General features: G+C 70.3%; 18 protein-coding genes. 7 read left to right on the top strand and 11 right to left on the bottom strand.

The window, feature by feature from the left end; genetic code table 11:
- Positions 1-264: 264 nt before the first annotated feature.
- The 3 genes from ACIBM5_RS36925 to ACIBM5_RS36915 all read left to right on the top strand — a co-directional run bounded on the left by ACIBM5_RS36925 (position 265) and on the right by ACIBM5_RS36915 (position 1,859).
- The gene (locus ACIBM5_RS36925; protein ID WP_396011085.1) at positions 265-465 is read left to right on the top strand and encodes a hypothetical protein; all 201 of its coding nucleotides are present in this window, start codon (positions 265-267) and stop codon (positions 463-465) included.
- Positions 466-609: 144 nt separating this feature from the next.
- Positions 610-756 (top strand): hypothetical protein, encoded by a 147-nt coding sequence (locus ACIBM5_RS36920; RefSeq protein ID WP_396011084.1) that lies wholly within the window; start codon positions 610-612, stop codon positions 754-756.
- Complete coding sequence (locus ACIBM5_RS36915) at positions 753-1,859, top strand: hypothetical protein (RefSeq protein ID WP_396011083.1); 1,107 nt, start codon at positions 753-755, stop codon at positions 1,857-1,859. Before ACIBM5_RS36920 ends, ACIBM5_RS36915 begins: the two co-directional genes overlap by 4 nt.
- Before the next feature lie 575 nt (positions 1,860-2,434).
- On the opposite strand, the gene ACIBM5_RS36910 is transcribed toward ACIBM5_RS36915, so the two are convergent.
- Positions 2,435-3,595: an acyl-CoA dehydrogenase gene (locus ACIBM5_RS36910; RefSeq protein WP_396011082.1), complete on the bottom strand. Its 1,161-nt coding sequence runs from the start codon at positions 3,593-3,595 to the stop codon at positions 2,435-2,437.
- Positions 3,596-3,792: 197 nt separating this feature from the next.
- On the opposite strand from ACIBM5_RS36910, the gene ACIBM5_RS36905 reads away from it, so the two are divergent.
- Both ACIBM5_RS36905 and ACIBM5_RS36900 read left to right on the top strand, forming a co-directional pair.
- Positions 3,793-5,112: a UDP-glucose dehydrogenase family protein gene (locus ACIBM5_RS36905; RefSeq protein ID WP_396011080.1), complete on the top strand. Its 1,320-nt coding sequence runs from the start codon at positions 3,793-3,795 to the stop codon at positions 5,110-5,112.
- A gap of 106 nt (positions 5,113-5,218) precedes the next feature.
- The gene (locus tag ACIBM5_RS36900) at positions 5,219-5,644 is read left to right on the top strand and encodes a CoA-binding protein (protein WP_391586819.1); all 426 of its coding nucleotides are present in this window, start codon (positions 5,219-5,221) and stop codon (positions 5,642-5,644) included.
- Between the two features lie 60 nt (positions 5,645-5,704).
- Here the strand turns inward: ACIBM5_RS36900 and purE are convergent, their stop codons facing one another.
- Both purE and ACIBM5_RS36890 read right to left on the bottom strand, forming a co-directional pair.
- Positions 5,705-6,208, bottom strand: coding sequence for a 5-(carboxyamino)imidazole ribonucleotide mutase (gene purE / locus ACIBM5_RS36895; protein WP_391586818.1), 504 nt, complete (start codon positions 6,206-6,208; stop codon positions 5,705-5,707).
- Positions 6,205-7,344 (bottom strand): 5-(carboxyamino)imidazole ribonucleotide synthase, encoded by a 1,140-nt coding sequence (locus ACIBM5_RS36890; RefSeq protein ID WP_396011078.1) that lies wholly within the window; start codon positions 7,342-7,344, stop codon positions 6,205-6,207. Before ACIBM5_RS36890 ends, purE begins: the two co-directional genes overlap by 4 nt.
- 229 nt (positions 7,345-7,573) lie before the next feature.
- On the opposite strand from ACIBM5_RS36890, the gene ACIBM5_RS36885 reads away from it, so the two are divergent.
- Positions 7,574-8,071 (top strand): GtrA family protein, encoded by a 498-nt coding sequence (locus ACIBM5_RS36885; protein WP_396011076.1) that lies wholly within the window; start codon positions 7,574-7,576, stop codon positions 8,069-8,071.
- Entirely contained in the window at positions 8,068-8,679 is a 612-nt protein-coding gene (locus ACIBM5_RS36880; RefSeq protein ID WP_396011075.1) for a GtrA family protein, read from the top strand. Before ACIBM5_RS36885 ends, ACIBM5_RS36880 begins: the two co-directional genes overlap by 4 nt.
- A 48-nt stretch (positions 8,680-8,727) precedes the next feature.
- On the opposite strand, the gene ACIBM5_RS36875 is transcribed toward ACIBM5_RS36880, so the two are convergent.
- From ACIBM5_RS36875 to ACIBM5_RS36840, 8 genes are all read right to left on the bottom strand, one after another.
- The gene (locus ACIBM5_RS36875) at positions 8,728-9,993 is read right to left on the bottom strand and encodes an ATP-binding protein (RefSeq protein WP_391586814.1); all 1,266 of its coding nucleotides are present in this window, start codon (positions 9,991-9,993) and stop codon (positions 8,728-8,730) included.
- A 68-nt stretch (positions 9,994-10,061) separates the two neighbouring features.
- On the bottom strand, positions 10,062-10,733 hold the full coding sequence (locus tag ACIBM5_RS36870) for a response regulator transcription factor (protein WP_020556678.1): 672 nt from the start codon (positions 10,731-10,733) through the stop codon (positions 10,062-10,064).
- 178 nt (positions 10,734-10,911) lie between these two features.
- Entirely contained in the window at positions 10,912-11,751 is an 840-nt protein-coding gene (locus ACIBM5_RS36865) for a hypothetical protein (RefSeq protein ID WP_396011072.1), read from the bottom strand.
- 252 nt (positions 11,752-12,003) lie between these two features.
- Positions 12,004-13,341, bottom strand: coding sequence for a hypothetical protein (locus tag ACIBM5_RS36860; protein WP_396011071.1), 1,338 nt, complete (start codon positions 13,339-13,341; stop codon positions 12,004-12,006).
- A gap of 47 nt (positions 13,342-13,388) precedes the next feature.
- The gene (locus ACIBM5_RS36855; protein ID WP_396011069.1) at positions 13,389-14,174 is read right to left on the bottom strand and encodes a hypothetical protein; all 786 of its coding nucleotides are present in this window, start codon (positions 14,172-14,174) and stop codon (positions 13,389-13,391) included.
- The gene (locus ACIBM5_RS36850) at positions 14,171-15,382 is read right to left on the bottom strand and encodes a hypothetical protein (RefSeq protein WP_396011068.1); all 1,212 of its coding nucleotides are present in this window, start codon (positions 15,380-15,382) and stop codon (positions 14,171-14,173) included. Before ACIBM5_RS36850 ends, ACIBM5_RS36855 begins: the two co-directional genes overlap by 4 nt.
- Positions 15,379-17,274, bottom strand: a complete 1,896-nt coding sequence (locus tag ACIBM5_RS36845; protein WP_396011067.1) for a WxL protein peptidoglycan domain-containing protein — start codon at positions 17,272-17,274, stop codon at positions 15,379-15,381. The genes ACIBM5_RS36850 and ACIBM5_RS36845 overlap by 4 nt, the downstream gene beginning before the upstream one ends.
- 283 nt (positions 17,275-17,557) lie before the next feature.
- Complete coding sequence (locus tag ACIBM5_RS36840) at positions 17,558-19,159, bottom strand: hypothetical protein (RefSeq protein WP_396011066.1); 1,602 nt, start codon at positions 19,157-19,159, stop codon at positions 17,558-17,560.
- Positions 19,160-19,430: the final 271 nt, after the last annotated feature.

The following is a 19,430-nucleotide window of genomic DNA, read 5'->3' as shown; positions in this document are numbered from 1 at the left end:
GCGGCCATGGAGCAAGACAGTTCAACTCACCTGGCAGGGAAGACCGTTCGACCCGGCCGTGGGGCGTGGATTCGTGACGAGCTCAGCGGCCTCTGTGGGGTCTGCGAATCGACCACGGGCCAAACCGTGTGCGCTCGAACGCTTGCCGGGACGTCGTTCACGGTTCGTGCGGATGACGTTCGCGTGCTCTCCCCCGCTGCCGCCGTCGAGGCTGTCTACACCCCGCCCGTTACGCCGAATACCGCTCACGGCAAAGGAGTTCGAATGAGTCGACTACCGCAAGTTCATGTAGGGCACATCGTGGAGCACCTCGATGAGAGCCGGCGCGACGAGTGTCCGGAGGGCCGGGTCGTGCTCACCGGCGTCGGTCTGGTCACCGTGCAGCCCGCCAACGGCGCACCGAAATGGACCGTCGATCGACACGAAGTGCGGCACGTCGACGCCCAGGACAAACAAGCGGATTGACCCGCAGGTGGGTGGGGGCTCGATTCCAGGCGATGCCCACCCACCTGCGACACCACCGGTCTCGAAGGACGGCAATGGCACACCCAGAATACCGAGCCGGGCTCGGGGCCTTGCCGTCCGCCGTACGAACACTCGGAGGCACCCGTGAACAACCACGGCGACGGACAGAACGGCAAGGACGGCGACCGAAAGCAGCCGCCGCGCGAGCAGGACGGCCAGTGGAAGAAGCCCATTCCCCCGGACTCCAACACCCCCAAGGACCCCAGGAACCCCAAGGACAAGAACAAGTGAGCGCCCACAGCCCGCTCGTCGCCTGGGAAACCGTCTTCAACGACACGCCGCGCGACCCCTACATCCCCGACATCGTGTGGGTCGAGGGCGAGCGGATCGACCGCCGCACCGACCCCGAAGGCTGGACACGGGCCGTCCGTGCCGACATCCCACTCGTCACGCAAATGGACGACGGCGTCGAGGGCGGCGACCTGATCCCCACCTCGTCCGCGTCGATGCCTTCGCTCGTCCGGTACATGCTCGAACAACTCGACGCGCGCCCCGATCACGACGTCCTCGAACTCGGCACCGGCACCGGCTGGACCACCGCGCTGCTGGCCACCGCCCTGACCAAGGGCATCGTGACCACCGTCGAGGTGGACACCGTCGTGGCAATCGCCGCCCGAAGGGCGCTGACCGGTCGCAGCTATGCCACCCCGACCACGGTCATCGGCGACGGGCTCGAAGGATACGAACCCGGCGCACCCTACGATCTCGTCCTGTCGACCATGGCCGTGCGGCACATCCCCTACGCATGGGTCGAACAGTCGGCTCCCGGCGGGGTGATCCTCACCCCCTGGGGAACGGCGTACAACAACTCCGGCCTACTACGCCTGGTCGTCGACCGCGACGGCACGGCCTCCGGACGCTTCGTCGGCAACGCGGCCTTCATGTACGCCCGTTCGCAACGCCGCGCCTTCGACGGACGCCGGTTCGTCGGTGACGTGATCAAAGACCCGAGCAAAGGAAGATCCCGCCACACCACCACGGACCCGCGCCGACTCCGGGAGGAGCACGCGGACTTCGCGATCGGACTGGCCGTACCCGACGTCGAGCAGCGGGTGTTCTTCGGATCGGGCGAATCGGCGGGCGAGTCCACGTCCTGGTACACCGACGGCGAGTCGTGGGCATCCGTCGACCACGTGCCCGGCGCCGATTCGTTCCGAGTGACCGAAGGCGGCCCATGCGACCTGTGGGCCTCGATCGAGGGTGCCTACCGGGCGTGGCGAGCCCGCGGCGAACCTCCCCGCGAGCAGCACGGAATCACCGTGACGCCGGACGGCCAATGGGCCTGGCACGACGGCCCGCGCGGCCGAACCGACTGCGGACCGATGTCCCGGTAGCGCCGAACCGGCGACGTACGAAGTCTCCATGACGACCGGGTGGGCGGGCGCTCGATTCCAGGCGATGCCCGCCCACCCGCGAGATCACCACTCTCGAAGGACGCCAACGACATGCGCCACCGCCCACGACCCGGAATCCGCCGACGCCGACCCGGAAGCGGCAACCGCAACGGCAGCCACGGCGAGCACCACCGCCGTCACCACAGCAGCCCCCTGTCCAACGCGTTGCACAAACTCGTAGCGGCAGCCAGGAAGTTGGCCGCAGCCATCCCACGGCCGGAAACGGCCGCACCATGGGCCGAGTTCCGGCCCAGCGCCCCGTCCACCGGCCCATTCGCTCCGGAAGACCTCCCACTCGACTGGCGATCCCGCCTACCGAATCCGGCCGACCGAGTGGAATCCGGCCTCGCCCACGACTGACCGCCGTACGCCCCATGGGCCGCAACCACCGCACAGCGAACACCGCAACCGCAAACCACGCGGTCCCCCGGCCGAATATCCGGCCGGTGGGACCGCCGGCACCATCGACTCGCCACCGCCACCGCCACCGCCGCAGGCGCGAGCGCGCCCCGCCCCTACTTCGGCAGGTTCCGCGCCATCACGATCCGCTGAACCTGGTTCGTGCCCTCATAAATCTGCGTGATCTTCGCATCCCGCATCATCCGCTCCAGCGGATAGTCGCGCGTGTAGCCATAGCCACCCAGCAACTGGACCGCGTCCACGGTGATCTCCATCGCCGCGTCGGACGCGAAACACTTGGCCGCCGCGCCGTGGAAGGTCAGATCCGCGTCGCCGCGCTCGGACTTGGCCGCCGCCGCGTAGGTCAGCTGTCGGGCCGCCTCCAGCTTCATCGCCATGTCCGCGAGCATGAACTGGATGCCCTGGAAGTCACCGATCGGCTTGCCGAACTGCTTGCGCTCCTGCACATAGCCCTTCGCGTAGTCGAGCGCACCCTGCGCGATGCCCAGCGCCTGCGCCGCGATCGTCACGCGCGTGTGGTCGAGCGTCTTCATCGCGGTGGCGAAGCCGGTGCCCTCGGCGCCGATGATCCGGTCGGCCGGGATCCGTACGTTGTCGAGGTAGACCTCGCGCGTCGGCGAGCCCTTGATGCCGAGCTTCTTCTCCGGCGCGCCGAACGAGACGCCCTCGTCCGACTTCTCCACCACGAAGGCCGAGATGCCCTTGCTGCGCTTGTCCGGGTCGGTCACGGCCATCACCGTGTAGAACTCGGACACCCCCGCGTTGGTGATCCAGCGCTTGACCCCGTTGAGCACCCACGAGTCGCCGTCGCGCACCGCGCGGGTCTTCATCGCGGCGGCGTCCGAACCCGCGTCCGGCTCGGACAGGCAGTACGAGAACATCCCGTCACCGCGTGCGACCGCGCCCAGGTAACGCCGCTTGAGGTCCTCCGAGCCGGACAACATCAGCGGCATCGTGCCGAGCTTGTTGACCGCCGGGATCAGCGACGAGGACGCACACACCCGCGCGACCTCCTCGATCACGATCACCGTGGCCAGCGCGTCGGCGCCGCCGCCGCCGTACTCCTCCGGGATGTGCACCGCATGGAGATCGTTGGCGCTGAGCGCGTCCAGCGCCTCCTGCGGGAATCGGGACTGCTCGTCGACCTCGGCGGCGAACGGGGCGATCTTCGCCTCCGCGAGGGCGCGGACCGACTCGCGGAGCATGTCGTGCTCCTCGGAGACGCGGAAGAAGTCGAAGTCTTTTCGTCCGGCCACGGGTGCCTACCTCTCAACAGAAGAGTGTGCAGCGTTTTATTACCGCTCAGTAAACAACACTGGCGTCCACAATTATTCAGCCGCACCCGGTTCGGGCTCGCATCGGCACGGCCACGGTTCGGCGACGGCGCCGTGACGACGCCGGATACGATCCAGGTCCCGTCCCATCCCCACGACGAAGAAGTCAGGTGACGTACGTGGCACCCCGCATCACGGTCATCGGTACCGGCTACCTGGGCGCCACGCACGCGGCGTGCATGGCAGAGCTGGGCTTCGAGGTCCTCGGGATGGACGTGGATCCCGACAAGGTGGCCACCCTCGCGGGTGGCCGCACGCCGTTCTGGGAGCCCGAGCTCGAAGAGCTGATGGCCCCGCACGTGGCATCGGGGCGGCTGCGCTTCACCACCGACATCGCCGAGATCGCCGAGTTCGGCGACGTGCACTTCGTGTGCGTGAACACGCCGCAGCGCAAGGGCGAGTTCGCCGCCGACGTGTCCTACGTCGACGCCGCCGTGGACGCGCTGGCCCCGCTGCTGCGCCGCCCGTGCCTGGTCGTCGGCAAGTCCACCGTCCCGGTCGGCACCGCCGAACGGCTGACCACCCGGATCGCCGAGCTCGCGCCGGTGGGCACCGAGGCCGAGCTGGCCTGGAACCCCGAGTTCCTGCGCGAGGGCTACGCCGTCCAGGACACCCTGCACCCGGACCGGCTGGTGATCGGCGTGCGCTCGCAGCGAGCCGAGGACATGCTGCGCGAGGTGTACGCGACCCTGCTCGCCGAGGGCGTCCCGCTCGTGGTGACCGACTTCGCCACCTCCGAGCTGGTCAAGACCGCCGCCAACTCGTTCCTGGCCACCAAGATCTCCTTCATCAACGCGATGGCCGAGGTCTGCGAGGCGGCCGGCGCCGACGTCGAGCAGCTCTCCCAGGCGCTCGCCTTCGACCCGCGGATCAACGGCCGCTTCCTCAAGGCCGGGCTCGGCTTCGGCGGCGGTTGCCTGCCCAAGGACATCCGGGCATTCATGGCCCGAGCGGGTGAACTGGGCGCCGACCAGGCGCTCACCTTCCTGCGCGAGGTGGACGCGATCAACATGCGCCGCCGGTTCCGGATGGTCGATCTCGCCCGCGAACAGTGCGACGGCAGCTTCCTGGGCCGCCGGGTCGCCGTCTTCGGCGCCGCCTTCAAGCCCAACTCGGACGACATCCGCGACTCGCCCGCACTCAACGTCGCCGCGCAGGTGCAGCTCCAAGGCGGCGAGGTGACCGTGTACGACCCCAAGGCGATGGACAACGCCCGGAAGATGTACCCGGGCCTGACCTACGCGGACACCGCCTTCGACGCCGCCCGCGGCGCGCACGTGGTGCTGCACCTGACCGAGTGGTCCGAGTTCCGCGAGATGGATCCGGCCGTACTGGGCGAGATCGTCGCGGAGCGACGCGTACTCGACGGGCGCAACGCCCTCGACCCGGTGCGCTGGCGCGGCGCAGGATGGACGTACCGGGCACTCGGTCGCCCCTGAGTAGCCGGCCCGCCCCGGGGGCACACTCACCCGGCTGACGGCGCCGCGCCGTCCGTCTGTCGGGGGGCACCGCGAGCAGCGAGACAAGGACTGCGAGGTCATCAGCATGCCGTACGGCGACGAGGCCACGATCCGACGGATCCTCGACACGCACACGTGGGCGGTGGTGGGACTCAGCACCAACTCCCACCGTGCCGCATATGGAGTAGCCGCGTTCCTCCGTCAGTGGGGAAAGCGCATCGTGCCGGTGCACCCGAAGGCCGAGACCGTGCACGGCGAGCAGGGGTACGCCACGCTCGCCGAGATCCCGTTCCCGGTGGACGTGGTCGACGTGTTCGTCAACTCCGACCAGGCCGGCGACATCGCCGACCAGGCCGTGAAGATCGGCGCGAAGGCGGTCTGGTTCCAGTTGGACGTGATCGACGAGAAGGCCTACCAGCGGGTCCGTGACGCGGGCCTGGACATGGTGATGGACCGCTGCTCCGCGGTGGAGCTCCAACGCATCACCATGACGGGCGCGGGCCGGGCCTGAACCCGGGAACCGGGGCCCGAGCACACCGCCGGGCCCCGCCCACACCTGCGGAGGAAGTCCCTAGGACCCGATCCGCTCGCGCAGCTTGCGCCCCTTCTCGGTCGCCTGCGCCTTCAGCTCGGCCTGGAAGCCGGTCATCCGCTCCAGCAGCGCCGGATCGTGCGCCGCCAGCATCCGCACCGCGAGCAGCCCGGCATTGCGCGCTCCGCCGATCGAGACGGTGGCCACCGGCACCCCGGCCGGCATCTGCACGATCGACAACAGCGAGTCCATGCCGTCCAGGTACTTCAGCGGCACCGGTACGCCGATCACCGGCAGCGGGGTGACCGACGCGAGCATCCCGGGCAGGTGCGCGGCGCCGCCCGCGCCCGCGATGATCGCCTTGAGACCGCGTGCGGCCGCGGTCGTGCCGTACTCGATCATCTCCTGCGGCATCCGGTGCGCGGAGACCACGTCGGCCTCGTACCGGATCCCGAATTCGTCCATGACCTGCGCGGCGAGTTCCATCACCGGCCAGTCCGAGTCGGACCCCATGACGATGCCGACGACGGGCTGCGTGCTCATTCGGTGATGTCCCCTCGGAGGTAGTCGGCGGCGTGCCGGGCGCGCTCGCGCACGTCGTCCAGGTCGTCGCCGCACACGGTGACGTGACCGACCTTGCGACCGACCTTCACGTCCTTGCCGTACATGTGCACCTTGACCCCGGGATCGCGGGCCATCACGTGCAGGTACGGACGGTACATGTCCGGATAATCGCCGCCGAGCACGTTGACCATCACGGTCCACGGCGCCCGGGCGCGCGGGTCGCCCAGCGGCAGGTCGAGCACCGCGCGCAGGTGGTTCTCGAACTGCGAGGTGACCGCGCCGTCGATGCTCCAGTGCCCGCTGTTGTGCGGGCGCATGGCCAGCTCGTTGACCAGGATCCGGCCGTCGGCGGTCTCGAACAGTTCGACCGCGAGGTGTCCGGTGACCCCCAGCTCGCCCGCGATCGACAGCGCGATCCGCTGGGCCCGGACCGCGAGCTCCTCGGCCAGGTTCGGCGCGGGCGCGATCACCTCGCGGCACACGCCGTCCACCTGGATCGACTCGACCACGGGGTAGGCCACCGCCTGCCCGTGCGGCGAACGCACCACGCATGCGGCCAGCTCGCGGGTGAAGTCGACCTTCTCCTCGGCGAGCACCGGCACACCGGCGGCGAACGGCACCGCGGCCTCCTGCTCGCCGCGCACGATCCACACGCCCTTGCCGTCGTAGCCGCCGCGCGTGGTCTTGAGCACGACCGGCCAGCCGCCCACCTCGGCCGCGAACGCCGCCACGTCCGCCGGATCGGCCACGATCCGGTTGCGCGGGCACGGGACGCCGATCTCGGCCAGCCTGGCCCGCATCACGCCCTTGTCCTGGGCGTGCACGAGGGCCCGCGGGCCGGGCCGGACGGCGACACCGTCGGCTTCGAGGGCCTCCAGGAGCGCGGTGGGGACCTGTTCGTGGTCGAACGTGACCACGTCGCAGCCCTGGGCGAAGCGGCGCAGGTCGGCGAGATCGTCCTCACTGCCGAGCACGACGTCGCCCACGACCTGGGCCGCGGATTCGGACGGGGATGCGGCGAGTACGCGAAAGCGTGCGCCGAGCGGGATTGCGGCCTGGTGCGTCATGCGGGCGAGCTGGCCGCCGCCGACCATGCCGACGACTGGGAACGTCACGGGGGAAGGGTACCGACCCGACACGCGCGGCCGCGGCAGTGGGCATTGCGGGCGCGTTCGCGGCGGACCCGGGTCACCGGAACGACATGTGCCACACGTGCCGGGAGATGTTCCGGTAAAGAGTCTGCAACAGGAGGGAGACCGTGCGCCGATGCCGAGCGACCGCGGCGGCTACCCTCGTCAGGTGAGTCGTCATGCCCGTAGCCCCCTTGGTGCCGAAGGAGCGTCCGTGCCCTCGCCTGTCGGCACCCCCGCCGAGCCGACCGTCGAAGCGCCGCCCGGCCGGGTGGCGCGCATCCGTTCCGAGGTCACCCAGTTCCTGGTCGCGGGCGGACTCGCCTACGCGGTGGACGTCCTCGTCTTCAATCTCGGCCTCTCGCTCGGCATGGGCGGGGTCGCGGCGAAGATCGTCTCCTCGATCCCGGCGACCATCGTGGCCTACGTCGGTAACCGATACTGGACCTATCGGCATCGGGACCGCACCGGCGTCGGCCGCGAGTACACGCTCTTCTTCGTGTTCAGCGCGATCGCCGCGGGCATCCAGGCGTCGAGCGTGTTCGTCTCACACACCCTGATGGGTTATGAGAGCAAGCTCGCCGACAACATCTCGGCGAACATCGTCGGTATGGCTCTCGGCACGCTGTTCCGCTTCTGGGCATTCCGCACGTGGGTGTTCAAGCACAAACGACCCGCTGTCGCGCCGGTCGTCGAAGGTGGCATGTCGTGAAGGCGCTGCGGAATTGGTACGACCGAGTCGGGCACCTGCTGCGCGAGACGCTGAAGTTCGGCGCCGTCGGCGGGTTCGGCGTGGTCGTCAACGTGATCGTGTTCAACATCTGCCGTAACCACCTGGGCCTGGCCTCGGTGCGCTCGTCGGTGATCTCGACCGCGCTCGCGATCATGGTGAACTACCTCGGCAACCGCTACTGGGCCTTCCGGCACCGCTCGTCCGAGGACAGTCGGCGCGAGTTCGTGCTGTTCATGGCGTTCAGCGGGGTCGGCATGGCGATCGAGGCGGGCACCGTGGCCATCTCGCACTACTGGCTCGGCTACCCGTCACTGCTCGCGGACAACGTCGCGAAGTACGCCGTCGGCCTGCCGCTGGGCACGCTGTTCCGCTTCTGGTCCTACCGCACGTGGGTCTTCACCGGAACCCACCACGTCGACCGCAAGCCGGTGCAGGTCGTGGCGCCACCGGCCGCCGAGACCGTCGAAGCCGGCAGGAACGCCGAGGCCACGAAGACCAACGGGCGGCCGGCCGGCTCCGGCAGGGCCCACCTGGACACCGAGGCCGCCCGCCTGGTCGAGGACGAAAGCGAAACGTCCCGAGCCTGAGCCGGCCCCGGGGCCGTCCTGCGGCCCCGGCCCCGCTCCCACCGCCCCTCACCCGGGCGGATCCTCCGGATGCGCCGCCAGGAACACCGCGAACACCGGCGGGCGCTGCTGGAGCAGTTCCAGTCGGCCGCCGTCCGCCTCGGCCAGGTCGCGGGCGACCGCGAGCCCCAGGCCGGTCGAGTTGTGGCCGCTGACCGCCCGCTCGAACACTCGCGCGCCCAGCTCGTCCGGCACTCCGGTGCCCTCGTCCTCGACCTCGACCACCACCGACGTGCCGGTCGTACGGGTACGGATGTTCACCCCGCCGGCACCGTGCATGAGCGTGTTCTCCACCAGCGTCGCCAGCACCTGGGACAGCGCCCCGGGGGTGGCCACCGCGGTCAGCCCGCGCTCCCCCTCGACCCGGATGCTGCGTCCGGCCTCGCGGAAGTTGGGTCGCCACTCGTCGATCTGCTGCTGGATCACGTCGTCCACCCGGACGGTGACCGCCGACATGTTGCGCGGGTCGCGGCCGCCGCTGCCGCGCCGACTGCTGGTCAGCAGCCGCTGCACCACGTCGGTGAGCCGCTCGACCTGGGACAACGCGATCGCGGCCTCCTCCTTGACGATCTCCGGGTCCTCGGTCGCGATGATCTCCTCCAGCCGCATGGACAGCGCGGTGAGCGGCGTGCGCAGCTGGTGCGAGGCGTCCGCGGCGAGCCTGCGCTCGGCGGTGAGCATCCGCGCGATCCGCTCTGCGCTGCGGTCCAACACCTCGGCGACGCGGTCCAGCTCGGGCACGCCGTACCGGCGGTGTCGGGGCCGGGGGTCACCGGAGCCGAGCCGTTCGGCGGTCTCGGCCAGGTCGGTCAGCGGGCGGGCGAGCCGGCGGGCCTGCCACACCGCGAGGGCGGCGGCCGCGGCGACGGCGAGCAGCGCCACGCACAGGATCAGCAGGAGGGATTCGCGGATCTTGCCGGTGACCCGCTCGCGCGGTTCGCCGACGGTGACCGAGTCGCCCATCTCGCCGTGCATGTCCTTCTCGAAGACCCGGCCGCTCGGCTTGTCGCCGATCACCAGCGGGGGCTCCCCGGGCAGCCGCACGATCGCGTAGCGATGCGGCTCGATCTGTCTGTGCAGCAGTTCGGCGTCCGAGCGTTCGCCGGAGGCCAGGCGCAGCTCGACGACCTCCAGGATGCGCGCGGCCTCGGCCTTGAGGCTGTCGCCCGCGCTGTTCTCGATCGCGTGGGTCTCCACGAATGCCAGGGGCACGCCGAGTACGGCCACGACGACCAGGACCACGCCGAGCGTGGTGTTGATGAGCCTACGACGCAAGGTTGGTCCCGTCAGCTTTCCGAGGTCGGCTCCGAGATCGACTCCGGCGAAGTCGGCCCGGCCCGAGGTCAGCTCTTCTCGAAGCGGAAGCCGACGCCGCGCACGGTGGTGATGTAACGGGGGTTGCCCGCATCGTCACCGAGCTTCTTGCGCAGCCACGAGATGTGCATGTCCAGCGTCTTGGTGGAACTCCACCACGTGGTGTCCCACACCTCGCGCATCAGCTGGTCGCGAGTGACCACCCGGCCGGCGTCGCGCACCAGCACCCGGAGCAGGTCGAACTCCTTGGCGGTGAGCTGGAGCTCCTCCTCGCCGATCCAGGCGCGGTGCGAGTCGACGTCGATCCGCACGCCGTGCACCCCCTGACCGACGTCGGCCGCGCCGCGCCGGAGCAGCGCCCGCACGCGGGCGAGCAACTCGGCGAGCCGGAAGGGCTTGGTGACGTAGTCGTCGGCACCGGCGTCGAGGCCGACCACCGTGTCCACTTCGTCGGCGCGCGCGGTCAGGACCAGCACCGGGAAGCCGTGCCCTTCGGCACGCAGCCGACGGCACACCTCCAGGCCGTCCATCCCGGGCAGGCCGAGGTCGAGCACGAGCAGGTCCACCCCGCTCTGCGCGGCGCATTCGAGAGCGCTTGGGCCGTCCTCGCGCACCTCGACCTCGTAGCCCTCTCGGCGCAACGCACGCGCGAGCGGTTCGGAGATGGATGCGTCGTCCTCGGCGAGCAGTACGCGGGTCATGACCTTGATGTTACTGAGCCGTGGACGCGAGGTTGACGAGCTCCGCCCGACAGACCTGCGAGGGCCGGGAATCGACGGGGATTTTTCCCTGATCGAAGGGCCGGAAGGGACCGGGACATTCGAAGCGATCGGGACTCCGCGAGCGGTGGGGGCCTGCGGTCGAGGTGTCCACGCGCGGTCACCATTCGTCGTCCTCGTGGCGACGCCACGAGTACAACATCGTGGCCGCGGCCATCACCAGGATCAGTGCGCCGACCACGATCAGCACGATGGTCCCGCCGGAGACGTCTCCGTCGTCCTCGCCGCGGCTCACCGTCCCGATGTCGACCCCGCTCGCCTTGGCCGCCTCCCCGGCAACACCGCCCGGGCTCGCGGCCGGGCTCTCCGCAGGCTGTGACGCGGTCCGTCCGGACGTCTCGCCCGGTGCCGGAGGTTGCCCGGCGCCGGGGCCCGCCGGACTGCCCTGCGCACCATCCGGGGCCGTCCCCGCCACGTCGACCTTGAGGGTCGCCGCGGGCGGCGCCGGAGTGGTCGGGAAGCACGTGGTGATCTGGTCGCCGAAGATCGCGGTACTCGTGACCATCTTGCCCGGCGCAAGCCGGATGTCGCCCTTGGCATCGAGCGGCACGGTGATCTCACCCTCGTAGGGCGGCACCACGATCTGCGCCGGCGTACCCGGGATGTCGACCCGCATCCTGGTTCCCTGGAGCGTGAGTTCGCCGCTCGCGCCGCCGGACAGGACGAGCTGGATCGACGGGGTCAACGGAGTGCCCGGGAACGGCAGCGGACTGGTCGCGGGGCTGCCGCCGAGGGTGACCTTGATCTTCACCTTGTCGCCGGGGCGGACCGGATCGGTCGGCGCGTCCAGCGAGATCTGCTGCGGACCGTCCACGGCGGGCTGATCCAGCGGGATGACGCAGTGCACCTGCACGATCAGCGGTTCCGCCGCACCGGCGGGCGGAGCGAGGGCGAGCGCCGCACCGACCGTGCAGCCCAGGGCGAGGACGGCGCTCGCCATGCGTGGAGCCCAGAGAGCCATCGGGAGTCGTGTTCCTTCTCGTGGGGGCGGAATTCCTGTGGGAGAGACGAGGTGTGCGGGGAGTGGGACGGGATGCGGTGCCGCGCGCGGGCGTGTTCGCGGCACCGGTATACAGCCGAAGGGTCCCCCGGCCGGGTGAGGACCGGCAAGGGGACCCTTCGCATTCGGATCGACTGGGTTCAGCCATCGAGGCCGCTACGACGCCGAGTTCCGGCGCGCACGGACCGGATGTCAGACCTGGTTGCGCATCCGCCGCCGGTACGGCACGAACAACATCAGCGCGATCGCACCGAGCACGGCGGTTCCGGCCGCCATCGCGAACGCGGTCATGCCGCCGCCGGAGGCCCCGGTGTGCGCGAGGTCGCCGGTGGTTCCGCCGGTGGTGGTGCCGCTGCCGCCGTTGCTGTTGGCGCTGCCCGAGGGGGACTGGGTCAAAGTGGGCGGCGGGGTGCCCGCGTCACCCTTTGCCACGAGGGTCGCCGAGACGGCGGTCTTGGTGACCGAGCAGGTGGTGATGGTCGTGGTGTTGAACGCCGGCGCGAAGCTCTCCATCGTCATCACGCCCGGGGAGAAGCTGAAGTCGCCGCCGCCCCAGACATCGAACTTGCCGGTGAGCGGACCATCCGCGTACAGCTTGGAGCCCGGAGCCGGCTTGGCCTCCATCTGCTTCCCGACGACGTCGACGGACCTCTCGGTCTCCCCCTGCTTCACGGTGATCGCGAGCTTCGGGGTGTACTTGATCGTCGTGGCCGGCAGACCCACGATGTCGGGGGTGGTGCCGACCAGGTTGTCCTTGAACTTGGCCGAGATGTCGAGCTTGTCGCCCTTCTTGGCGGTGCTCGGGATGGTCACCGTGATGCCGTAGGTCGGCGTGGTGTTCGGAATCGTGATCGGCGAACCCGTGGTCACACACGCGTACTCCGCCATGACCTCCTTGCCGTTGGGCGGACCCGGCGGCTCGTCCGAAGGCGACGCGGAAGTGCTCGGCGAAGCCGAGGTGGACGGGGCGGTCTTGTCCACATTGAGCGTGAGGAACTTCGGCGTCGTCTTCGGCTCGCACTCGACCTTGGCGCCGGCGGCGACCAGCGTCATGTGCTTGAGCGTGAGGTCGAGGTTGCCGTCCGTGGCTCCCGCGGCGATCGGCACCTTGGCGTCGAAGGCCGGCAGGACGATGGGCTCACCCTTCACGAGGGCCGGCAGTTTGCCCTCGCCGGCGATCTTCACCGGCGCCGTCGACGCACCCGTGGCCGTGGTGTCGATGGCCACGGAGAACGGGAGGCCGGCGCCGATCGGACCGACCGGCGCGTTGACCGTCTTACCCATGTCCACCTTGACCACCGCGTCCTGGCCCGGTGCGACCTTGGCGGGTGCTTCCAGCTTGAACGTCAGGTCCAGCGTCGCGGGATCCATTCCCAGGTCCGGCGGGAACGTGCAGGTCATGTTGACCGTGGCCGTCGAGGGCGTCCCGGCGGCCTGCGCGCTCGGGGCGAACACGATCATGCCGCCACCACCGGCGATCAGCATGCCGCCGATCGCCGTCATGGCGAGTCTTGTCTTGGCCTTGCTCATCAGGTTGTGCTCCCTTCGTCGGGGCGGGACTCACCCCGTCGTTTTGGTCAGCTGAGCGTGAGCGTCAGGGTCGCCGAGTAGCTCTCGGCGGATGTGTTCCGGTCGGGCAGCCGCAGGGTCAGCTCCGCGCCGACGTCGAATTCACCCCCTGTGATGCTCGGTGACGACGATGTCGAGCACAGGGTTGCCGTACGGCTCGACTGCGCCCGGTTTCCGGGCTTCGCCGAACTGGGATAGGGGCCGCGTCCCGGATGCGGCGTGCAGTACGGATCCCAGACGAGGTTGTGGGCCTCGATCCGCGTTCCGTCCTCCGCCCGAAAATCGGACATCGCGCCGGTGAGGGTCCACCCGTTGCGCGACCCGCGAAAGTCTTGGACCAGCATCGGATTCAGCGCACCCTTGGCGGTGCCGCCGGCCCGGTCCACCGTGAGCCGGTTGTGTCCGGCGTTGGGTGTACTGACCGCCAGAACTCCCGGGTTGATGTTGCCGTCCACCCGGGCCGGGGAGCTGGGTTGCTCGATCTTCGTGTCCCAGTCGAGGTCTCCCGCGCCGGGCGCCGATCCGCCGCCGTCGCTCCCGCCGGACCCGGACGCATCCGGAACGGCCGAAGTGTCGCTCGGCGGAGCGGAGTTCGTATCACCGCCGCCGCCGCCGGCGGCGGTCGGAGCGGGCCGGAAGGTGCCCCCGCCGCTCGGGCCCGCCTGATCGGTGACGTTGGTGTGCGACGGCCCGAACTCGCCGCCGCCGGGCCCGTAATAGAACACGAGCACGGTGCCGACGACGGCCGTCGTGGCGATCAGGGCGCCGAGCCCCCTGCCGGGTCGCGCGCTCATCGCTCCGACCCCCCGAACTCGCCGGCCCGCGGATGGTCGTCCTCGCCCGGCTCGGAACCCGCGTACAGCGGGCCGCCGATCACCATCGTCTCGACCATCGAGCGGACCGGGCGCTTGCTCAGGTCCACCGGTGCGGCCGAGGGCTCGGTCGGCCGTCGGTTCGCGGTCCTGGGTTCCGACCCACCGTCATCCGCGCTGTCCTCGACGGACCTTCGGTTCTTGTCGTCCCTGGTCAGCCGGGACGGCGCCGCCGCCAGGCCGACTTCGCGCTCGCGCTCGCTCGTACGGCGGGCCCGCTGCTCGCCGATCAGTTCGACGACCCGCAGGAACAGCCGCCAGGCCGCCACCGGGACCACGATCACCAGGAGCGCGCCGAAGATGTAGACGCCCCACGGGCGGCCGACCTCCAAGGCCTGTTCGTCCACGACCTGGTTGTCGTAGGTCACCCGCCAACTGAAGGTGCCGTGCTGACGGGGGTTCAGCTCCACCGGGAGCGAGATGGTGGTGCGCTTGCCCGGCGGGATGGTGACGTGCGACTCGTAGTTCTCCCAGGTGGGGGCGTAGACACCTTCGTAGAATCCGATCCGGAAGGTCGGGTTGACGATGGGCGACTGGCCCATGTTGCCCACTTCGATCCGGAATCGGCGCTGCACGGGCGAGCCGAACCAGGTGAAGATCGAGTCCTTGCCGACCATGGCGCTGTCGATGAACACCAGCCGACCGGGGGTCTTCACCGTCACCGGCAACGGGGCGTAGGGCGCGCCGTCGATCTCCAGCGGCACGCTCGCGTCCTTCGGCGGGCCGTTCATGATCACCGCGATCCGGACCACGCACGGACACGGAGACGGTGGGATGGCGGCGGTCAGGGTGATCGAGACATTGCCGCCGGCGTCCACGGTCCCGCTCGCGGCACTGGCCGCGGCGCAGTTGACCGTGCCGCGCAGGCCGTTCTCTCCGCAGATGCTCGCCTGGACGAGGGATCCGGGAGTCCAGTCACCGCCGACGACCGAGACCTTGTCCCCGGCCGCGACCTTGCCCGGGTCGATCGACGCGCTCGGTCCCGCGGCCGGCGCCGGGTCCGCCGCACGCGCGGGCGCCGTGCCGCCGAGGGCGACCAGCCCCAGCAACAGCACGGCGATCAGCGCGAGGGCGGCACCGCGGACGCGGCCGACCCGAACTGCGTGACGAACCCGGTTGACCACGATCAACGGCCGACCCCCGCGGAATCGGCGGAGTCCTCGGCGGCCGGCGCATCGGCGCGCGGGCGGGCCGGGGGCTGCTTGCCCTTCGGGCGCTTGGCGGCCTTCTTCGCGGGAGCGGCGGCGGGGGCGGCCTCGGCGGCGGCGGGCTCGACATCGGCGGCCGGCACGACGGGCTGGGCCTCGCCGGCGGTCGGCGCGGCGGAATCGCCTGCGGCGACGGTCGGCTGCTCGGCAGTCGGTGCGGCGGAGTCGGCGGCGTGCTCGGCCGGTTCGGCCTCGACAACCGCCGGCGTGGTGTCCTCGACGGCCGATGTGTCCGCAACGGGCTCGCCCACCGCGGGAGTCGCCTCGGTGTCGATGCGCTTGTCGTCGGCCTCACCGGCCACGGCCGGCTCGTCCGCGCTCGCCGCGACTTCGGCCGGCTTCTCCTCGGACCCGTCGGTGTTCTCGGACTTCTCGGTGTTCTCAGGCTTCTCGGGAGTCTCGGGAGTCTCGGACTTCGTGCCCTGCTCGGCCTGTTCCACCTGCTCGGCCCGCTCGTCCTGCTCCGTCGCGACCGGCTCGGCGTCCTCCGCAGCAGCCTCGGCCGGCATCCCGACCTCCGCCTCGGCCTTCGCGTCCGTGTTCTCGCCCTCGCCGGAAGTCGCGTCCGGGGCGACCCCCTTCGCGAGTTCGACCGACGCGGGCTCCACAACCGGCTTGTCACCGGCGGCGGTTGCGTGCTCGGCGAGGGTCTCACCGGTCGCCGCGGGCGCGGCCTGGGCGTGCTCGGCAACGCTCTCGCCGGCAGGCGCGGGCTCCGGCGCGGCCGGGATCGGCGGCAGCACGGTCGTGTCGTCGGTCGGGCCCACCGGGTTGCCGGGCTCGGCCGGGTCCCCGCCCTTGCCCTTGCGTCCGTTGCGCCACACGCCCCAACCGATGCCGGCGAGCAGCAGGATGGCGGCCAGGGTGAGCAGGCTGGGCCACGGCACGGCCGTGTACGAAGCGCTCGCGTCGTCCTTGAGCTTCTGCTCCGCGACGACGCCGTCGACCTTGACGGTGACGTGGTCCAGTCGCGGCGCGTCCTTCCACTCGACGACCTTCTCGACGGTCGAACCCGGCAGGATCTCGGCGCCCTCGTCGGCCTTGCTCATCAGCTCGCGCCCGAACAGACCCTCGGCCCGGAGCCGGAACTTGGGGCGCAGGATCACGTTGCCCCGGTTGATGATCCGGTAGGTGATCGTCGCCTTGCTCGATCCGAAGAATTCGCCGAAGCCCGCGTCCCGCTCGACCTCGACCTTTTGGATGTCCATCGCCGGCAGCGCGTCACCCTGCACCCGCAGGTACACCCGGGCGCCGATCTGGCGCTGGATGTTGACCTTGATCTGGCCCTGCTGCTGGGTGCCCTCGATCGCGGTGTTGAGCGCGACGATGGCGCCGGGGTGGTCACCGGGCGTCGCGTTCGGCGGGATGACGATGTTGAACGGGACCTGACGCTTCTCCCCCGGCTGCAGGGTCAGCGTCTGGTTCTCCGGCGCCACCTGGATCCAGGTCCCGACGTCCTTCTGTTTGTCGGTGACCGTGCGCAGCGCGAAGCCGCCGTCGCGCGGCGTGTTGTACGCGTCCGCGCCGAACAGCTTCATGGTGAGCGGCGCCGGGCTCGTGTTGTGCAGGGTCACCACGTCGGGAACGGTGGTGCCGGCGGCGCCTTCGAGGAAGAAGTAACGACGGGCGTTCTGACTCGTGCCGTCCGGCACGTAGGGGTCGACCGACCATTCGCCGTTGCCCGCGGCCGACGCGGGGGTCGGTGCGACCAGCGTCAGGGAGGCGAACAGCGTGGCCAGCACTGCGAACAGGGTGGCCAGGGATCGGTTGCGTCCGCCTTGCCGGCGGCTCGGGGGGGCCGGGGTGCCCGTCATCGGTGTCTCCAGCTGGTCTGTGTGCTGCGGATCGAAAGGGCCGGCTTCGGGAGCGGATCCGAAGGGCCCGCGCTGTGTGCCTGGGTGGTGGCTGCGCGGATCGCACGTGTGCGGTGTGGGCGGGACGGGCCGGCTGCCCGCCCCACCCTCCGCTCTGCGTCGATCCGCAGCGGCCCGCTCCGGCGGACCGTGCGCCACGGATGGTTTTCCGTGGCGCCCGGGCCCCCGGTGTCGAGGCCGTTCGAGGTCCCCGCGCCGAAGGGATCCGGCGCGGGGAATTCGGTCAGGAAATGGAGAGCGTGAGCGTCGCGCTGTAGTTGCCGGGTGCCTGGTAGGCCGGGACCGCCAGGGACAGACCCGCGTCGGCCTTGAACGTGCCACCGGTGACATCCGCGTTGGGCGCGGACGCCAGCGTGGCGCCGGTCTTGCCGATCGGGCCCGCGCTGCCGGCCACCGCCTGACTCGGCGAGCCCTCGCCGGGCGTGAGCTTCGGAGTCCAGGAGAACTTCTCCGCCGCGATGGTGCCGCCCGCGCCGTTGGTGAAGTCGGTCACCGCGCCGGTCAGCGTCCAACCGGTGGAGCCACCGCGGTAGTCCTTGACCGTCACCGTGTTCAGCGCGCCGGTCATGTTCTGCTCGGTGCCGTTCAGGGTCACGTCGGAAAGCTTGATCCCGGCGTTCTCCTGAGTGATCGTCAGGGCGCCGCCGGCGATCGTGCCGGTGACATCCTGCTTGAGCGAGCCGGTCGGGGGGTTGACCCCGTCGACCGTGAACGGCGCACCGGCGGACAGCGTGCCGGTGGTGTCCTCGGATGCCGCGATCAGCGTGGTGTCCGCCTTGTTGACCTTGACCTTGGCGGTGAACTTGCCGTCGGCACCGGCCTTCGCCATCACCAGGCCGGGAACGTCCGGCTGCTGGGCGGCGTTGGTCGGGATCACGTACACGGAGGCGTCCGGCGTGTAGCCCTCGCCGTTCACCGTGACCTCGGTGCCGACCGGCCCGTGGGTCGGGTTCAGGGTGAGCTTGCGCGGGTTGCTCGGCACGTCGGCCTTGACCGCCACGTTCGACGTCTTGGACTTGGCGCCGACGGTGACCTTGAGCTGGTACGAGCCGTCCGCGACGGTCGCGCCGATCGTCGCGGTGCCGGCGAGCGCACCATCGGTGACCGTGAGCGCCCCGGTGACCTTGGCCGCGTCACAGGCGTTGCCGCTCGCGTCGCACAGTTCGACCGTGGGCGTTCCGGCCGGCCAGTTCGTCCCGGCGACGGTGAGGGCACCGCCGGGCTTGACCTGTCCGGGCGTGGTGGTCAGGGTCGGTTCCTGCGGCGTGCTGTCGGCGACCTTGTAGGACGCCACCACGCCGTTGTTGCCGGTCACCTGACAGGTGGCCGTGGTGATCTTGCTCGTCTGGCCGGGCAGGTAGACGTCCAGGGCGAAGGTCTTGAGCGTCAGCTCGATCGTCGTTCCCGGCGCGGCCTGCGGAATGGCCAGGTCGGCGGTGAACTCGGGCGGGTTGATGCCCTGGGTGGGCCCGATGTCCGCGGTGAACTGCGGTGCGGTCAGCGTGACTTCGCCGCCGCTGCTCAAGGTGAAGGTGTATTGGCCGACGAAGCCGATACCCGGGAACGGGGTGTCCGGCCGCAGTGGGTTCTCGCCCGCGTCGACCTTGGCCTGCACCGTTCCCGGTGCCGAGCCGGTGTCCGGCGTGAGCGAGACGTCGAACGTCTGCTTGCCGGACTTGTTCCAGTTCAGGATCGGCTCGGTGCAGGTCAGATCCGGATTGACCGACGCCGCGGAGGCCATCGGCGCACCCGCCACCAGTCCCGCGCTACCCGCGATCACCGCGACGCCGAACGTCGCGACGACCTTCTTGCTGGGTTTGAACATGTGGTGCTGCTCCCTTCAGGGGGTTGCCACCGGCCGCCGGGGGCGGAGTGGTCGAACACCACACCGGAGCGGGTGCCGAGGAGCGTCGCACTACCGTGAGCCCGGCGCTCCGGTGCCGTACCTGGGCGGTCGCCTCGCTCGAGATCCATTGCACACGGCCGAGGCGGCCGTCCCGCTGTCCGTCGATCCCCTTGCGGGACACGGACCCTGAGCCACGAACTGAAACGTGTTACAGATTCTGGCGTGCCATTCACGCGCGATCGCGCCGCAT

The organism is Embleya sp. NPDC050493 (genome assembly GCF_044458105.1).
Lineage (GTDB): Bacteria > Actinomycetota > Actinomycetes > Streptomycetales > Streptomycetaceae > Embleya.
The sequence above is the reverse complement of the archived record's forward strand: the minus strand, read 5'-3'. Positions and strand labels throughout refer to the sequence as shown.

Excerpts from the sequence above, each read along its gene's own strand:
- purE (WP_391586818.1), bottom strand. The coding sequence starts at position 6,208 with ATGAGCACGCAGCCCGTCGTCGGCATCGTCATGGGGTCCGACTCGGAC.
- ACIBM5_RS36840 (WP_396011066.1), bottom strand. The coding sequence starts at position 19,159 with ATGTTCAAACCCAGCAAGAAGGTCGTCGCGACGTTCGGCGTCGCGGTG.
- ACIBM5_RS36845 (WP_396011067.1), bottom strand. The coding sequence starts at position 17,274 with ATGACGGGCACCCCGGCCCCCCCGAGCCGCCGGCAAGGCGGACGCAAC.
- ACIBM5_RS36860 (WP_396011071.1), bottom strand. The coding sequence starts at position 13,341 with ATGAGCAAGGCCAAGACAAGACTCGCCATGACGGCGATCGGCGGCATG.
- ACIBM5_RS36900 (WP_391586819.1), top strand. The coding sequence starts at position 5,219 with ATGCCGTACGGCGACGAGGCCACGATCCGACGGATCCTCGACACGCAC.
- ACIBM5_RS36865 (WP_396011072.1), bottom strand. The coding sequence starts at position 11,751 with ATGGCGAGCGCCGTCCTCGCCCTGGGCTGCACGGTCGGTGCGGCGCTC.
- ACIBM5_RS36855 (WP_396011069.1), bottom strand. The coding sequence starts at position 14,174 with ATGAGCGCGCGACCCGGCAGGGGGCTCGGCGCCCTGATCGCCACGACG.
- ACIBM5_RS36870 (WP_020556678.1), bottom strand. The coding sequence starts at position 10,733 with ATGACCCGCGTACTGCTCGCCGAGGACGACGCATCCATCTCCGAACCG.
- ACIBM5_RS36925 (WP_396011085.1), top strand. The coding sequence starts at position 265 with ATGAGTCGACTACCGCAAGTTCATGTAGGGCACATCGTGGAGCACCTC.